Below are 14126 nucleotides of genomic sequence, written 5' to 3'. Positions count from 1 at the left end.
TCCCGCGCGAGGGGAATCGCACGATCATCGTGAACAGGCCGCGCCGCCGAGCACGCAGAAGGTCGCGCAATGCGGGTGGTTCAGCGCCACCGGCCGCGATGCCTCGGCCAAGGTCGCCCCCAACTCGAACTGCGGATCGTAAGGCAGCAGCGTGCAGGCCAGCACCGCCGGCCCGGCCGAGCCGCGCCGCTTCACCACCATGCGCGCCGAGGCGCACATCAGGCTGTCGGGCGACTTGCGCAGGATACCCCAGCAGGCCGTCGTGATTTCCGGCACATCGGTCTCGGCATCCATCTCGGGGAACAGCATCAGCGCGACCGGGTCGCCAGCATCCACCGGGATGCCGCGCGCGGCGAACAGGGCCGCATAGCCGGCCCGCATCGCCGCCTCCCCGTCATCGCCGAAGGCGAGCCGTCCCGCGACATGGATGGTGAACCCCTGCCGCGCCAGCCAGGCGAGGCCCTCCATCGTCCTGGCGTAGGCGCCATCGCCGCGTTCGATGTCGTGCAAGGCCGGCTCGAAATGGTCGAGCGACACCCGCATGGTCAGCCGCGCGCCGAATTCCGCCTGGAGAACGGACAACGCCGCAGCATGGTTCATCATCGGCTTCATCGCATTGGTCAGCACCAGGGCCGACAGTCCGCGCCGCAATACCTCCCGCAGCATCGCCGGCAGGTCGCGGTTCAGGAAGGGCTCGCCGCCGGTGAAGCCAACCTCCGTCAGCGGCGCGCCGAGCGCGGCGGCCTCGTCCAGATAGGCCACCAAGTCGCCCAGGGTGAAATAGGCCAGCGCATCATTGGTCGGGCTGCTGTCGATGTAGCAGTTGCGGCAGGTGATGTTGCACAGCGTGCCGGTATTGACCCACAGCGTCCGCAGGCCGGCCAGACCCACGCTCGCGCGCGTTTCCCCCTTCGCCGTCACGACGGGGTCGCGGAACTTGGCCGGGTCGAGCGACTTCGGCCGCATGGTGATAGGCGCAGTCATGCGGGGCTTGATCCATGGCAAGGCGCAGGTTGGGCGGACAGGTTAGACGAGGTTTCAATGGCCCCGACGGGCCAGGTGACAAGGAGGGAGAGAACCATGTTGCCTCGTCTTCCCATGTTCCGTTCCGAATCTTCGTCCGATGCGCTGACAACGTTACAGCGCGAGGTGAACCGGGTCTTCGATCAAATGTTCGGCGGTGCAGCATCGGCGCCGCTCGCCAGTTTCGCCCCATCCGTCGAGATGAAGGAAACCGACCAGGGCCTCGTCGTCACCGCCGAGTTGCCCGGCATTGACGAGAAGGATGTGGAGGTTTCCCTGGAAGGGGATCTGCTGACGCTCTCCGGGCAGAAACAGCAGGAGAAGGTTGAGGAAAAGGCAGGCGTCCACCTTTCCGAACGCTCCTATGGCAGCTTCCGCCGCAGCCTTCGGTTACCCTGGGCCGCAGACCCGGCCAAGGCGCATGCGGGCTTCGACAAGGGTGTTCTGACCGTGACGCTGCCACGGCCGCCGGAAGCAGCGCCTTCGGTCAACCGTATCCCGATCAGCGGAAACGGCGCGCCGCCGGCCTGAACGGCCTCATCCGGTGGCCGGGATCGCCCGGCCGCCGACCAGGCGGAGGATGCGGGTCGGCCGTTCGACACCGATCAGCCGGTGCAGGATCAGGATCACCGTCCGCCCCGCTGTCGCCTCGTCCAGCGTAGCCAGGAAGGCTCGCTCGGTATCGGCATCCAGCCCCGCCGCCGGCTCATCGAGGATCAGCACCGGCGCGGGAGACAGCAGCGTTCGCGCCAGCGCGATGCGCCGCGTCTGACCACCCGAGAAGCGGCCACCGGCCTCGCCGCAGACCGTCTCCAACCCTTCCGGCAGGCCGCGCACCACATCGCCGACCTGGGCGCGGTCGAGCGCCTGCCACAGCGCCGCATCACTGGCCTCGGGTGCCGCGAGCCGCAGATTCGCCGCGATGGTGTCGTCGAACAGCCGGGCATCCTGGGTCAGCCAAGCGACGCGGCGGCGCAGTTCAGATGCGGCCAACGTCGCGATTTCGACCCCGCCAAGGGTGATCAGCCCCGCCTGCGGCGCGGCGAATTTCAGCAGCAGCGCCGCCAGGGTGGATTTGCCTGTCCCCGACGGCCCCAGCAGCGCGATGCGCGCCCCTTCCGGCACATCGAGGTCGAGCCCGTCAAACACCGCCGGTCGATCCGGCGCCCAGGCGAAGGTCACGCCCGACAAGCGTAGCGCATGCCCTTTCGGCGGTGCGGCCGGCACAGCGGGGTCAGGCACGGGTTCGGGCGTGTCGGCGGCCTCGAACAGCCGATGCGCGGCGGCGGCGGCGGCAGCCAGCGCGGCGCCGGCCCGCGGCATCAGCCCAAGTGCCTCGGCCGCGGCGATCGCCAGGAAAATGGCCATCAACCCCACCGCCAGCGCCTGCTCCCGCGTCGACAGCGCCCAGGCCACCGAACCGAGCAGCGCGACCTGCGTCAGCAGCGAGCCCATCGCCCCGCCCCAGGCGGCACGCCGCGCCAACGCCGACTGCGCCCGGGCCAGCGCCCCGCCCTCGGCGGCGACGCGCCGCCCGGCCAGTGCCTCGCCATTGGCGGCCAGCGTGTCCTCCAGCCCGGTGAGGGGTTCGACCACGGCGCTGCGCAGCGCGCCCTGCGCCTCGGCCACATGGGTGCCGGCGCGCGCCGCCGCGGGGGCGAGCAGCACTGGCAAGGCCAAGGCGGCCGCGAGCGGCAAGGCGAGGATGGCGGCAAGCCCCGGCTGCGCCGCACCCACCATCAGCGCGAGGGTCAGCACCACGGCGAGCGACGCCGCCCCCGGCACGATGACGCGGAGATAGAGCCCGTCCAACGCCTCGACATCCGCCACCAGCCGGCCCAGCAGATCCCCCGCGCGGCGCAGCCCGAGCCCAGCCGGCAGGCGCTGGGCGAGGCGGGTGAAGAACCACACGCGCATCATCGCCAGGGCGCGGAAGGTCGCCTCATGCGTGACCAGCCGTTCGAGGTAGCGCGCCACCGGCCGAAACAGCATCACCGGCCGCAGCCACAGCAGCGCGGTGAAGCCGAAGCCGGTCAGCGCCACGGCGCCACCTTGCCCCTGCGCCACCGCGCCTGAGATCACCCGCGCCGCCAGCACCAGCAGCGCCACTCCCGCCAGGGCCGAGACCACCGCCACGGCGACACCGGCCAGCAACCAGCCGGCATGGCCGCGCCACAGGCCGAGGACCCGCATCACATCGCGCCGCATCACTCGCCTGCCATCCGTGCCGGGCCCGCGCGGCCGGCCTGCAATTCCAGGACCTGCCCGAAGATGTTGCGCGCCGCACGGGCATGCGTCGCGACGATCGCGGTGCGGCCGACACACAGGCGGCGCACCGCCTCGAACACGATCGCCTCGGTGCCCGGGTCGAGATGCGCGGTCGGCTCGTCCAGCAGCACCAGCGGCGTGTCGCGCAGGAAGGCGCGCGCCACGGCCACGCGCTGCGCCTGGCCCCCGGACAGGCCGAAGCCGCCCTCACCCACCTGCGTGTCGAGGCCCTGCGGCAGGGCGGCGGCAAATTCCATCACCTGGGCGGCGCGGGCGGCCGTCTCGATCGCCGTGTCATCGGCGTCGGGCCGGGCGAAGCGGATATTGTCGCGGATCGAGCCGCGGAAGATGAAGGCGCGCTGGCCGACATAGGAGGACAGCCGGCGCAATTCGGCCGGCTTGAGTAGGGTCGCGTCACGGCCATTGATGGCGATGCGCCCGCTGTCGGGCCGGCGGAAGCCCATCAGCAGGCGTAGCACGCTGGTCTTGCCCGAGCCCGAGGGGCCGGTCAGCAACAGCGTTTCGCCGGTCAGCACCCGAAAACCGAGGCCATCCAAGGCCGGCGGTCGGTCGGGCGCATAGGTGAGGACCACCTCATGGAAGGTGACCGTCACCTTGGGCGGCACTTCCTCGAGCAGCAGGCCTTCGGGTTCCGGGGCATCGAGCAGCGGCGCGAGGTCCGCCGCGGCGCCACGGGCGGAAAGCTGTTCGTGATAGGCCGCCGAGAAGGCCCGCAGCGGCGCGAAGAAGGCCGGCACCAGCAGCAGGGCGAACAGCGCGGTGACCGGCGTCGGATGCGTGCCGCGCACCAGCGCGCCGTGGTGATAGGCGAGCGAGGCCAGCGTCGCGGCGATGATCAGTTCCATCCCGCCGGCCGAGATGAAGGCGACGCGCAGCACCCGCATGGTGCGCTGGCGAAGCTCCTCGGCCGCCGTGCCGAGCCGCAAGGCCTCGGCCTGCTGCTGGTTGAACAGCACGAGCACCGGCAGGCCGCGCATGCGGTCAAGGAAGCGGCCCGACAGGCGTTGCAGGGCGGCAAATTGCCGCCGGCTCGCCTGCGCCGCGCCGATGCCGGTCAGCGCCTGCACCACCGGCACCAACAGCCCGGCACCGAGCAGGATCAGCCCGCTCACCAGGTCCGCGGCGGCGGCAGCGGCGGCGACCATCAGCGGCGCGAGGATGGCGAGCATCGCTGCCGGCAGCCAGCGGGCGAAATAACCCTCCAGCGCTTCGATACGTTCGACGACCAGGGCGGATTTCTCGCCCACGGCGCGGTCATCGGCGGGGCCGATGGCGAGCAACCGGGCGAAGGCGGCGGCGCGCAGCCGAGCCTTCGCGTCCTCCCCGGCGGCGAGCTGCGCGCGTTCCTGGGCGATGCCGAGGGCGGCCATTAGCAACGCCAGCGCGGCCGCCGCGGCGAGGTCCGGCCAGCCGGCATCGCCCCGCCCGAGCAGGGTCGCCAGCAGCCGCGCCAGCAGGAAGGCCTGCGCGATACCGCAGGCAGCGATGCCAAGGCCGAGCAGGACCGGAGGAATGAGGCGGGCACGCTCGGAACGCGCCTCCCGCTTCAGGAGTGACGCGGCAGCAGCTTCCGCGCCCGTCGAAGGGGTCGCCATGGGGTGCAGCATAGCCGAGATCGCTTGGCGCCGAAATCACGCCCGGCGGGACGCTTGCGGTAACCCAGGACCGGCCCCATCACGGCTGGGCAGGAAGGGAGACCCGGATGCTGATCACCCATGGGCGCTACGATTACCACGCCTGGCCGGACCGGCCGTCCTATGCTTGGCCGGGCGGGGCGCGGCTGGCGGTCTATCTCGGCGTCAATCTCGAGCATTTCGCCTTCGGGGAAGGGCTGGGCGCGGAACTCGCCCCCGGTGGGCCGCAGCCGGATGTGCTGAACTTCGCCTGGCGGGACTATGGCAATCGCGTCGGCGCGTGGCGCTTGCTGGCCTTGCTGGAAGAGACCGGCTTCCCGGCGACGGTGCTGCTGAACAGCGCGATGTATGACTACGCGCCGGGGCTGGTCGCCGCGCATCGCGCCCGCGGCGACGAGATCGCCGGCCATGGCCGGACCAATTCCGAGCGCCAGTCCACCCTGCCGGAGCCCGAGGAACGCAGCCTGATTGCCGAGAGCACCGCCGCGATCCTGCGCCACGAAGGCGCCGCGCCGCGCGGCTGGCTCTCGCCCTGGATCGCCGAGAGCCGCATCACGCCCGACCTACTGGTCGAGTCGGGCTATGGCTACACGCTGAACTGGTGCGTCGATGACGCGCCGGTCTGGATGCGCACCCGCGCCGGCCGACTCCTTGCCATTCCCTACCCGCAGGAGGTCAACGACATCCCGGCGATCGCCGTGCGCAAGGATGGCGCGGCGCAGTTCGCCGACATGATCATCGACGATTTCGAGGAGCGCCTGCATCAGGTCGCCGATGGCCGGCCGCAGGTGATGGGTATCGCGCTGCATCCGTACCTGGTTGGCCAGCCTTATCGGCTGCGACAGTTGCGGCGCGCGCTGATGCATCTTTCGGCGCGGCGCGCCGTTGTCTGGGTCACCACCGCGGGCGCGGTGTTCGACCATGTCCGGTCCCAGCCCGCCGGACTGGTCCCTGGAGGCTGAGATGCGTCACCTTCTGCTGGCCCTGCCGTTGTTGCTCGGCGCCTGCGTCACCGAACCCGGCCCGACCACGCCGCGCACCGTCGGCACGGTGGATCTGCAACGCTATGTCGGCACTTGGTACGAGGTGGCGCGCTTCCCGACCTCGTTCCAGGACAGCGGCAGCCTGCGCTGTGACGATGTGACCGCGACCTACACCGCGCGACCGGACGGCAGGATCGATGTGGTGAACCGCTGCCGCAACGGCCTGGCCGGTGGTGCGCCGCGCGTCGCCGAAGGCGTCGCCTACAGCGCCGCGCCGGACAATGACAGGCTGCGGGTGTCGTTCTTCTGGCCGTTCTACGGCGATTACTGGGTGATCGGGCTCGACCCCGACTACCGCTGGGCGGTGGTGGGCGCACCGGGGCGCGACTACCTGTGGGTCCTGTCGCGCACCCCGCAGATGACGCCGGCCGACTACGCCGCGGCGGTGGCGATCGCCGCCCGGGAAGGCTTCGACACCAACCGCCTGCGGCGGACGCCGCAGCCCGGCGGTTAGCGCCGGTCCGGCGACCCGGACCGGCTCGACGTCACCGTCCCGACGGCAGCAGGATCAGCTCGAACGCACCGGCGCCGTCCCCGAGCACCCCGGCGCGCAGGAAGGCGCCGCCCTTGTTCGTGCCGTCTATCGCGAGGCGCGAGGCCAACCCGTCCCCGCCATCATCATCCTCGGCAAGCATCTGGCCATTGGCGTCGAGCAGTTCCAGGATCGTATCCGTCCCGTCGCGCAACTCCCGCGTAGCCGCCACATGCGCGCCAGGTGGCAGCATGAAATAGGCCGACTGGCCGCGCCGCAGCCGGATCGGCACCGCCGCGCCGGGCTGCAGCATTGGCGCGGCCTGTGCCGCCTGCAGCGAGGTCGGGAAGGTGGGCGGCCCGGCCGTATCGGCCTCGACCATGATGTCGAACTCGCCGGCCCCGTCGCCGATCACCCGCGCCCGGACGAAGGCCGGCCGCGGATCCCCTGCGGCGATCTCGATGCGGGAGGCGAGGCCGCCGCCGCCATCGTCATCTTCGCTGACTTCCTGGCCCTGCGCGTCGAGCAGCGTCAGCACCGTATCCGCGCCGCGACGCAGATTGCGGGTGAAGACGGCGATGTCACCCTCCGGCAGGCCGAACACCGCAGTCTGGCCGCGCCGCAGCCGCAGTGACACCGACTGGCCGACCGCCAGCGCCGGCGCCGCCATCGCCTCCCGCAGGGAGCGCGGGAAGCTGGGGCCGGGCGGCGCCGTGTCGGGCTGCAGGACCAGCTCGAAACTGCCGCCACCCATCGTCCCGGCACGCAGGAACAGCGGCCGCCGCTGCGCCCCGGGCACTTCGAGGCGCGAGGCGAGTTCCTCGTCCCCGCCATCATCGTCATTGCCGAGTTCGCGCCCATTGGCATCCATCAGGGTCAACACCGTGTCGGTGCCGGCAGCGAGGCCGCGCGTGACGGCGAGCAGGTCCGGCGCATTGGCCGGCATCCGGAAATAGGCCTCCTGCCGGCCGCGCAGCGTGACGTGCTGCGGCTCACCCACGACAAGCGGCGCGCGGCCCGCCGCCTCGGCGAGGGTGCGCGCCGGCGCCTTGGGGTCGGCCGCCGGCGCCTGGGCCAGCGTCAGGTCGAAACGCCCACCGCCGCCCTCGAGCAGGCCGAGGCGCAGGAACAGCGGCCCGCGCTGCTCGGCGCCGATCTCGATGCGGGAGGACAGGTTCTCCTCCCCGCCATCATCATCCTCGTCGAGCACACGACCCTGCGAATCGAGCAGGGCCATGACGGTATCGGCATCACCGGTGAGGTTGCGCGTCTCGGCCACCAGGTCGCCGGCGCCGTCGGGCAGGCGGATGAAGGCCGATTGGCCGGGGGCGAGTTCGATCGCCAGCGCGGTGTCGACCGCCATGGCTGGCTGCGACAGTGCATCGGCCAGTTCCATCGCCGGTGGCGCAGCCGGTTGCTGCGCCATTGCCGGCAGCGGATGAAGGATCGCGAAACCCAGCAACGCAGCGGCTAGCATGGCAGCGGGTCGGGTCGCCTGGCGGGTGTTCGGCCGAAGCATCGCGGTGCATCCCCTGTTCGGTACGCGACAGCGCTAGCGCCTGCGGGTCACGGGGGTCAATCGCGCCGCCGTGTCAGCCGAGCATGCGGTGTTCGCCGGCATTCCCTGACGAGCATCGTCACGCCTCAGGATGATCCGACCAGCAGGTGATCCGCCCTACCCCAATTCGAAGCTGGTGATGCCATAGATGTCGTGCAGCGGCAGGGCCGGCGCCGGCCCGGCATACATGCGGGCGGTCTCGAAGGCGGGCGTCATGCCGGCCTCGCGCGCCATGGCCAGGGCATCGCCATTGGGCTCCGGCATGTCGAGAAACACCGGCCCGGGCGGTGCCGCTGCCAGCAGATCGGCGAACAGCGCCCGCGCCATCTCCGGTCCCTGCGCGAACAGCGGCCCGATCTTCGAGCCCTCGCGACACGGCCGCAGCACCGCGAATCCGCGCAGCCCCTGCGCACCGGTCACGACGCGCGCGACATGGCCGGGGGCGGTGATCCAGCCGCGCAGGAAGGCCTCGCGCGCGGCCGGGAAGTGGCGGCGGTCGAAGGCCGCGATGGCAGCGAAAGGCACGCTGGCGGCATCGACCACCGCTGGCGCGCCCACCATGCTCGGCGCCTGCGGGGCGGCGGCGGCATAGCGGATGTTCCGGTGCAGCAGGTCGAAGCCGGAGCGCCGGTAATTCGCCTGCTGCGCCACCACGCCATCGAGCCCCACCACGCCCGGCCGCAACCGCGCCATCGCCGCCTGCCACAGCGCCAGCCCGTGGCCCTGCCCGCGAAACCCAGGTCGCACGATGTAGAAGCCCAGGAAGCCAAAGCCATCGCCGTACCGCACGGCTGAAACGCAGCCGACCGGCTCGCCCGCCAGTTCGGCGATCAGGAACCCGTCGGGATCGGCGGCAAGGAAGCAGGCGGCGTCGGCCAGGCCGGGATTCCAGCCTTCCGCCGCCGCCCAGTCGAGCGCGAGCGGCAATTCCGCCGCCCGCATGGTGCGGACCGCCACGGTGCTCAATGCATCACATCCCCGCCATTGGGCGACAGGCAGGCGCCGATGTAGAAATCCCCGCCGCGCCCGGCCAGCAGCAGCGCCGTCGGCGCGATGTCCTCCGGCACGCCGAGCCGCCCGGACGGCAGCGACGCCTCGATCATCGCGCGCCATTCCGGCCCGCGCGACTGGGTCAGGGCGGTGTCCACCGGGCCCGGCGCGATGGAATTCACCCGCACGCCATGCGGCGCGGCCTCGAGCGCCAGGGCGCGGGTGAAGGCGAGAATCGCCCCCTTGGCCGCGCAGTATGGCACGATGTTCGGCGCCCCCTTGAAGACGAGCTGCGAGGAGATGGTGATGATCCGCCCCCGCTTGCGCGCCACCATGCCGGGGTAGACCGCCTGCGCAGCGGTGACCGTGTGCATGTAGTGGACGTCCATCACGCGGCGGAACGTCTCCTCCGGCAGGGTCTCGAAGGCGCCGCGCAGATTGATCCCGGCATTGGTCACCAGGATGTCGGGCGGGCCGAGCGCGGCCTCGGCGGCGGCGATGAAGCCGCGCAGCCGCGCGCCATCGGCAACGTCGAAACTCTCTTGGTACACGCGCCGGCCCAGCGCCGTGATGGCCCCGGCGGTCGCCGCCGCGCCTTCCGTATCATCGAGATGGCATAAGGCGATATCCGCCCCGGCCCGTGCGAAGGCCAGCGCAATGGCACCACCGATGCCACGGCTGCCGCCGGTGACGATGGCGACCTGTCCGGCGAGTTCCGTCATGCTGAACATCCTTGCGATCGCCGCCATGCTCGCATCGCCCCGCCGGGGAGGCCAGCCTCCGGGCGGGATGGCGAAGCCGACCGCGCTCGGGCAGCATCCGCGCCCCCACCGCCGGAGAGATCGCATGGACGACCCTTCGCCCTCCCCCGCCGCCATCCAGGCGGTGGTGCATCAGGGCGTACCGCTCGCCGCCGCCTGGGGGATCGAGGTGGTCTCGGCCGCCGACGGTGCGGCCCTGTGCCGGCTGCCCTGGCGCGAGGAATTGCTGCGCCCCGGCGCCACCGTCTCCGGCCCCGCGCTGATGGGCTTGGCCGACGTGGCGATGTGGGCGGCGCTGCTCGGCATCACCGGCGGCAAGGATGAGAGCCTGACCACCAGCCTGACCATCCATTTCCTGCGCCGCTTGGCCCCCGGCCCGGTCCTGGCCGAGGCGCGCATCCTCAAGCACGGCCGCATCATCGTGGGCGAGGTGCTGATCCGATCGGAAGCGTCGGAGGAGGTCGCCGCCCATGTGACGCCCTCCTGGACCGCGGTCAGCCCGGCGCGGCGCCCCAGCCGATGAAGGGGCCGTTGCGCCAGTCGGCCTTGCCATAGCGGAAGGACGCGCCCTCGGGCGTCAGCACCCGGCCGCCGGCGGCTTCCAGCACCGCTTGCCCGGCCGCGGTGTCCCATTCCATCGTGGTGCCGAAGCGCGGATAGACATCCGCCTCGCCCTCGGCGACCAGGCAGAACTTCAGCGACGAGCCCATCGAGCGCATCCCCGCGACCGTCTGCCCGGCAAGAAATGCCTCGGTCGCTGCATCGAGATGCGATCGGCTGGCGACCGCGACGACCCCCGTCTCGCCCGGCCGCCGGCAGCCGATCGGCTGCCATGGCGCATCACCGGCCGCGCGCTTGCGGGCCCCGGCGCCCGCCGCGCCGATCCACAGCCGCCCCAGCGCCGGCGCGAAGACGACACCGGCCACCGGACGACCCTGTTCGATCAGCGCGATGTTCACGGTGAACTCACCATTGCGGGAGATGAATTCCCGCGTGCCGTCGAGCGGATCGACCAGGATAAAGCGCTCGGCCGCGTCGGGTGTGCGGTGGGCGGCATCCTCCTCGGACACCACGGCGATGCCGGCGCAGTCGCGCGCCAGGCCCTCCAGGATCACCTGATGCGCGACGAGGTCGGCTTCGGTCACCGGGCTGCCATCGGCCTTGGACTCGGACGCGGCCGTGCCATAGACCGCCATGATGCGCTCCCCGGCGACTTCGGCGATCGCCGCAAAACACTCCGCCAAGCGCATCCGGGAAACTGGATCGGTGTTCACGCGGCGAGGCTCCACAATCATAGGCTGTGGAACTTGCGCGGATCGGGCTGTCATGGGAAGAGGCTTCGCTGCGCTGCACAAGTTTTTCGCCGCGCTGTCATCATGGTGAGGGACCCGTGCAGAGCACCTCCACGAAAGCCCCGCTGACCCCGCATCTTGCGCGGCTCGAAGCGGAATCCATCGGCATCATCCGCGAGGTCGCGGCGTCCTTCCGCAAGCCGGTCATGCTCTACAGCATCGGCAAGGATTCCGGGGTGATGCTCCACCTCGCGCTGAAGGCTTTCGCGCCGGGCAAGCCGCCCTTCCCGCTGCTGCATGTCGACACAACCTGGAAGTTCCGGGAGATGATCGCCTTCCGCAACATGATGGCCGAAAGGACCGGCATGGAACTGCTGGTCCATACCAACCCCGACGGCATCGCCCGCGGCATCAACCCGATCGATTCCGGCTCCTCGCTGCACACACAAGTGATGAAGACCGAGGGGCTGAAGCAGGCGCTCGACAAGCACGGCTTCGACGCGGCCTTCGGCGGCGCGCGGCGCGACGAGGAAAAATCCCGCGCCAAGGAACGCATCTTCTCCTTCCGCGGCCCGGGCCATTCCTGGGACCCGCGCGCGCAGCGGCCGGAATTGTGGTCGCTGTTCAACACCCGCATCCGCGACGGCGAGAGCATCCGCGTCTTCCCGCTGTCCAACTGGACCGAATACGACGTGTGGGACTACATCCTCGCCGAGGATCTGCCGATGGTGCCGCTGTACTTCGCCAAGATGCGGCCGGTGGTGCGGCGCTCGGGCACCTGGATCATGGTCGATGACGACCGCCTGCCGCTCGAACCCGGCGAGACGCCCGAGATGCGCATGGTCCGCTTCCGCACCCTCGGCTGCTACCCGCTGTCCGGCGCGGTTGAGAGTACCGCCACGACGCTGCCCGAGATCATCACCGAGATGCGCGCCGCCAAGACCAGCGAACGCGAAGGACGGCTGATCGATTCCGACGAGGAAGCCTCGATGGAAAAGAAGAAGCGCGAGGGGTATTTCTGAGATGACGCATCATCGCGCACCGGATCACCGCGAGCTTCTCCGCTTCATCACCTGCGGCTCCGTCGACGACGGCAAGTCCACGCTGATCGGCCGGCTGCTGTATGACAGCCAGCTGATCTTCGAGGACACGCTGGCCGCCATCACCAAGGACAGCCGCAAGCACGGCACTACCGGCGACGACATCGACCTCGCGCTGCTGGTCGACGGGCTGGAGGCGGAACGCCAGCAGGGCATCACCATCGATGTCGCCTACCGCTTCTTCCAGACGCCGGGGCGCGCCTTCATCGTCGCCGATACGCCGGGCCATGAGCAGTACACGCGCAACATGGCGACGGGTGCGTCCAGCGCGTCGCTCGCCGTCATCCTGATCGATGCGCGCAAAGGCGTGCTGACGCAGACGCGGCGGCATTCCTACATCTGCTCGCTGCTCGGCATCCGCGATATCGTCGTCGCGGTCAACAAGATCGACCTGGTGAATTTCGACGAGGACACCTTCGACCGCATCGTCGGCGACTACGTCACCTTCGCCTCGGAACTCGGCTTCCGGTGCATCGTGCCGGTGCCGATCAGCGCGCGCTTCGGCGACAACGTCTCGACGCCGTCGGGCAACATGCCCTGGTATCACGGCCCGACGCTGATCCAGCATCTCGAGCACGTGGACGTCGCGCAGGACCTCGCGGTGCGGCCCTTCCGCTTCCCGGTGCAGTGGGTCAACCGGCCGAATCTCGATTTCCGCGGCTTCGCCGGCACCATCGCGTCGGGACGCGTCGCACCGGGTGACCAGGTGGTCGTCGCCGCCTCGGGCAAGACGTCGCGCATCGCGCGCATCGTCACCGCCGATGGCGACCTGCCCGTCGCCGAAGCCGGCCAGGCCGTCACGCTGACGCTGGAGGACGAGGTCGATGTCGCGCGCGGCGACATCCTCGTCCACACCGCCGACCGCCCCCCCGTCGCCGACCAGTTCGCCGCCCATCTGATCTGGATGGACGAGGAAGCGATGCTGCCCGGCCGCTCCTACCTCATGCGCATCGGCAATATCTGGACGCCGTGCTCGATCACCTCGATCCGTCACCGGGTGGATGTGAACACGCTCGAGGAACACGCCGCGCGGCGCCTCTCACTGAACGAGATCGGCTTCTGCAACTTCTCCGCCGGGCAGCCGATCCCGATCGATTCCTACGAGGACAACCGGACCACCGGCGCCTTCATCCTGGTCGACCGCTTCACCAACCGCACCGCAGCCGCCGGCATGGTCGCCTATCCGCTGCGCCGGGCGTCCAACATCCACCACGAGCACTTCACGGTGGATAAGGCGGCGCGCGCCGCGCTGGTCGGCAACAAGCCGATGGTGCTGTGGTTCACCGGCCTGTCGGGCTCGGGCAAGTCGACCATCGCGAACATCGTCGAACAGGCGCTGCATCGCGCCGGGCGCCAGACCTACAGCCTGGACGGCGACAACATCCGCCACGGGCTGTGCCGCGACCTCGGCTTCACCGCGGCCGACCGTGTCGAGAACATCCGCCGCGTCGGCGAAGTGGCGAAGCTGTTCGTCGATGCCGGCGTGATCGTGCTGGCCTCCTTCATCTCGCCCTTCCGGGCGGAACGGCGGATGGTGCGCGACCTGCTGGCGGAGGGCGAATTCCTCGAGGTCTTCGTCGACACCCCGATCGAGGATTGCATCAAGCGCGACCCCAAGGGCCTCTACGCCAAGGCCAAGGCCGGCGAGATCAAGAACTTCACCGGCATCGACAGCCCCTACGAACCGCCGGAGGCGCCGGAGCTGCATCTGCTGACCGCCGGCAGCACGGCCGAGGAATCCGCCAACGCCGTGCTCGAACAGCTCCGCGCGCGCGGTATCGCCTGCTGATAGCAACGGTCGAATTCGTCGACCATTGGCATTCGCCTGTTCATGCCCTCAGACGCCGGGCGCAAACCTCCGGTTTGCTTGGCTCTTGCCGGACTCCCGGTGGGCCGCATTCGCGGCCTCGACACGAGTCAAAACCTCGTGCCGTTGGTATGAGTAACGCGTCGGCATGGACGGG

General features: G+C 70.4%; 13 protein-coding genes. 6 read left to right on the top strand and 7 right to left on the bottom strand.

Features of this window, described 5'->3' with window-relative positions:
• Positions 1 to 24 precede the first annotated feature (24 nt).
• Positions 25 to 984 (bottom strand): radical SAM protein, encoded by a 960-nt coding sequence (locus IEY36_RS12480; RefSeq protein ID WP_188967390.1) that lies wholly within the window; start codon positions 982 to 984, stop codon positions 25 to 27.
• A gap of 96 nt (positions 985 to 1080) precedes the next feature.
• Here IEY36_RS12480 and IEY36_RS12475 point away from each other — a divergent pair, with 96 nt between their 5' ends.
• Positions 1081 to 1554, top strand: a complete 474-nt coding sequence (locus tag IEY36_RS12475) for an Hsp20/alpha crystallin family protein (protein ID WP_188967389.1) — start codon at positions 1081 to 1083, stop codon at positions 1552 to 1554.
• A gap of 6 nt (positions 1555 to 1560) precedes the next feature.
• Here IEY36_RS12475 and cydC read toward each other — a convergent pair whose 3' ends face one another.
• Complete coding sequence (gene cydC, locus IEY36_RS12470; RefSeq protein WP_229681279.1) at positions 1561 to 3231, bottom strand: thiol reductant ABC exporter subunit CydC; 1671 nt, start codon at positions 3229 to 3231, stop codon at positions 1561 to 1563.
• Complete coding sequence (gene cydD / locus IEY36_RS12465) at positions 3231 to 4907, bottom strand: thiol reductant ABC exporter subunit CydD (protein WP_188967387.1); 1677 nt, start codon at positions 4905 to 4907, stop codon at positions 3231 to 3233. The genes cydC and cydD overlap by 1 nt, the downstream gene beginning before the upstream one ends.
• 107 nt (positions 4908 to 5014) lie before the next feature.
• Here cydD and IEY36_RS12460 point away from each other — a divergent pair, with 107 nt between their 5' ends.
• Both IEY36_RS12460 and IEY36_RS12455 read left to right on the top strand, forming a co-directional pair.
• Positions 5015 to 5908, top strand: coding sequence for a polysaccharide deacetylase family protein (locus tag IEY36_RS12460; RefSeq protein WP_188967386.1), 894 nt, complete (start codon positions 5015 to 5017; stop codon positions 5906 to 5908).
• A gap of 1 nt (position 5909) precedes the next feature.
• Positions 5910 to 6443, top strand: a complete 534-nt coding sequence (locus IEY36_RS12455) for a lipocalin family protein (RefSeq protein WP_188967385.1) — start codon at positions 5910 to 5912, stop codon at positions 6441 to 6443.
• Positions 6444 to 6474: 31 nt separating this feature from the next.
• Here the strand turns inward: IEY36_RS12455 and IEY36_RS12450 are convergent, their stop codons facing one another.
• The 3 genes from IEY36_RS12450 to IEY36_RS12440 all read right to left on the bottom strand — a co-directional run bounded on the left by IEY36_RS12450 (position 6475) and on the right by IEY36_RS12440 (position 9731).
• A complete protein-coding gene (locus IEY36_RS12450; RefSeq protein ID WP_229681274.1) occupies positions 6475 to 7938 on the bottom strand; it encodes a hypothetical protein in 1464 nt (487 codons plus the stop codon).
• A gap of 198 nt (positions 7939 to 8136) precedes the next feature.
• Positions 8137 to 8976 carry a GNAT family N-acetyltransferase gene (locus tag IEY36_RS12445; protein WP_229681278.1) on the bottom strand — a complete coding sequence of 280 codons (840 nt, stop codon included), beginning with the start codon at positions 8974 to 8976 and terminating at the stop codon, positions 8137 to 8139.
• Positions 8977 to 8981: 5 nt separating this feature from the next.
• Positions 8982 to 9731 (bottom strand): SDR family NAD(P)-dependent oxidoreductase, encoded by a 750-nt coding sequence (locus IEY36_RS12440; RefSeq protein WP_188967383.1) that lies wholly within the window; start codon positions 9729 to 9731, stop codon positions 8982 to 8984.
• 124 nt (positions 9732 to 9855) lie between these two features.
• Here IEY36_RS12440 and IEY36_RS12435 point away from each other — a divergent pair, with 124 nt between their 5' ends.
• On the top strand, positions 9856 to 10293 hold the full coding sequence (locus tag IEY36_RS12435) for a PaaI family thioesterase (RefSeq protein WP_188967382.1): 438 nt from the start codon (positions 9856 to 9858) through the stop codon (positions 10291 to 10293).
• On the opposite strand, the gene cysQ is transcribed toward IEY36_RS12435, so the two are convergent.
• A complete protein-coding gene (gene cysQ, locus IEY36_RS12430; protein WP_229681273.1) occupies positions 10265 to 11044 on the bottom strand; it encodes a 3'(2'),5'-bisphosphate nucleotidase CysQ in 780 nt (259 codons plus the stop codon). The two genes, IEY36_RS12435 and cysQ, sit on opposite strands and share 29 nt — an antisense overlap.
• A gap of 116 nt (positions 11045 to 11160) precedes the next feature.
• Here cysQ and cysD point away from each other — a divergent pair, with 116 nt between their 5' ends.
• Both cysD and cysN read left to right on the top strand, forming a co-directional pair.
• The gene (gene cysD / locus IEY36_RS12425; RefSeq protein ID WP_188967381.1) at positions 11161 to 12084 is read left to right on the top strand and encodes a sulfate adenylyltransferase subunit CysD; all 924 of its coding nucleotides are present in this window, start codon (positions 11161 to 11163) and stop codon (positions 12082 to 12084) included.
• 1 nt (position 12085) lies between these two features.
• Complete coding sequence (gene cysN / locus IEY36_RS12420; protein WP_188967380.1) at positions 12086 to 13951, top strand: sulfate adenylyltransferase subunit CysN; 1866 nt, start codon at positions 12086 to 12088, stop codon at positions 13949 to 13951.
• Positions 13952 to 14126 lie beyond the last annotated feature (175 nt).

The sequence above is a fragment of the Neoroseomonas lacus genome, from assembly GCF_014644535.1.
Lineage (GTDB): Bacteria > Pseudomonadota > Alphaproteobacteria > Acetobacterales > Acetobacteraceae > Neoroseomonas > Neoroseomonas lacus.
The sequence above is the reverse complement of the archived record's forward strand: the minus strand, read 5'-3'. Positions and strand labels throughout refer to the sequence as shown.

What these genes read in the sequence shown, in the direction of transcription:
- cydC (WP_229681279.1), bottom strand. Translation starts at nt 3,231, where the DNA reads ATGCGGCGCGATGTGATGCGGGTCCTCGGCCTGTGGCGCGGCCATGCC.
- IEY36_RS12460 (WP_188967386.1), top strand. Translation starts at nt 5,015, where the DNA reads ATGCTGATCACCCATGGGCGCTACGATTACCACGCCTGGCCGGACCGG.
- IEY36_RS12440 (WP_188967383.1), bottom strand. Translation starts at nt 9,731, where the DNA reads ATGACGGAACTCGCCGGACAGGTCGCCATCGTCACCGGCGGCAGCCGT.
- cydD (WP_188967387.1), bottom strand. Translation starts at nt 4,907, where the DNA reads ATGGCGACCCCTTCGACGGGCGCGGAAGCTGCTGCCGCGTCACTCCTG.
- IEY36_RS12455 (WP_188967385.1), top strand. Translation starts at nt 5,910, where the DNA reads ATGCGTCACCTTCTGCTGGCCCTGCCGTTGTTGCTCGGCGCCTGCGTC.
- IEY36_RS12435 (WP_188967382.1), top strand. Translation starts at nt 9,856, where the DNA reads ATGGACGACCCTTCGCCCTCCCCCGCCGCCATCCAGGCGGTGGTGCAT.
- IEY36_RS12480 (WP_188967390.1), bottom strand. Translation starts at nt 984, where the DNA reads ATGACTGCGCCTATCACCATGCGGCCGAAGTCGCTCGACCCGGCCAAG.
- cysN (WP_188967380.1), top strand. Translation starts at nt 12,086, where the DNA reads ATGACGCATCATCGCGCACCGGATCACCGCGAGCTTCTCCGCTTCATC.
- IEY36_RS12450 (WP_229681274.1), bottom strand. Translation starts at nt 7,938, where the DNA reads ATGCTAGCCGCTGCGTTGCTGGGTTTCGCGATCCTTCATCCGCTGCCG.
- IEY36_RS12475 (WP_188967389.1), top strand. Translation starts at nt 1,081, where the DNA reads ATGTTGCCTCGTCTTCCCATGTTCCGTTCCGAATCTTCGTCCGATGCG.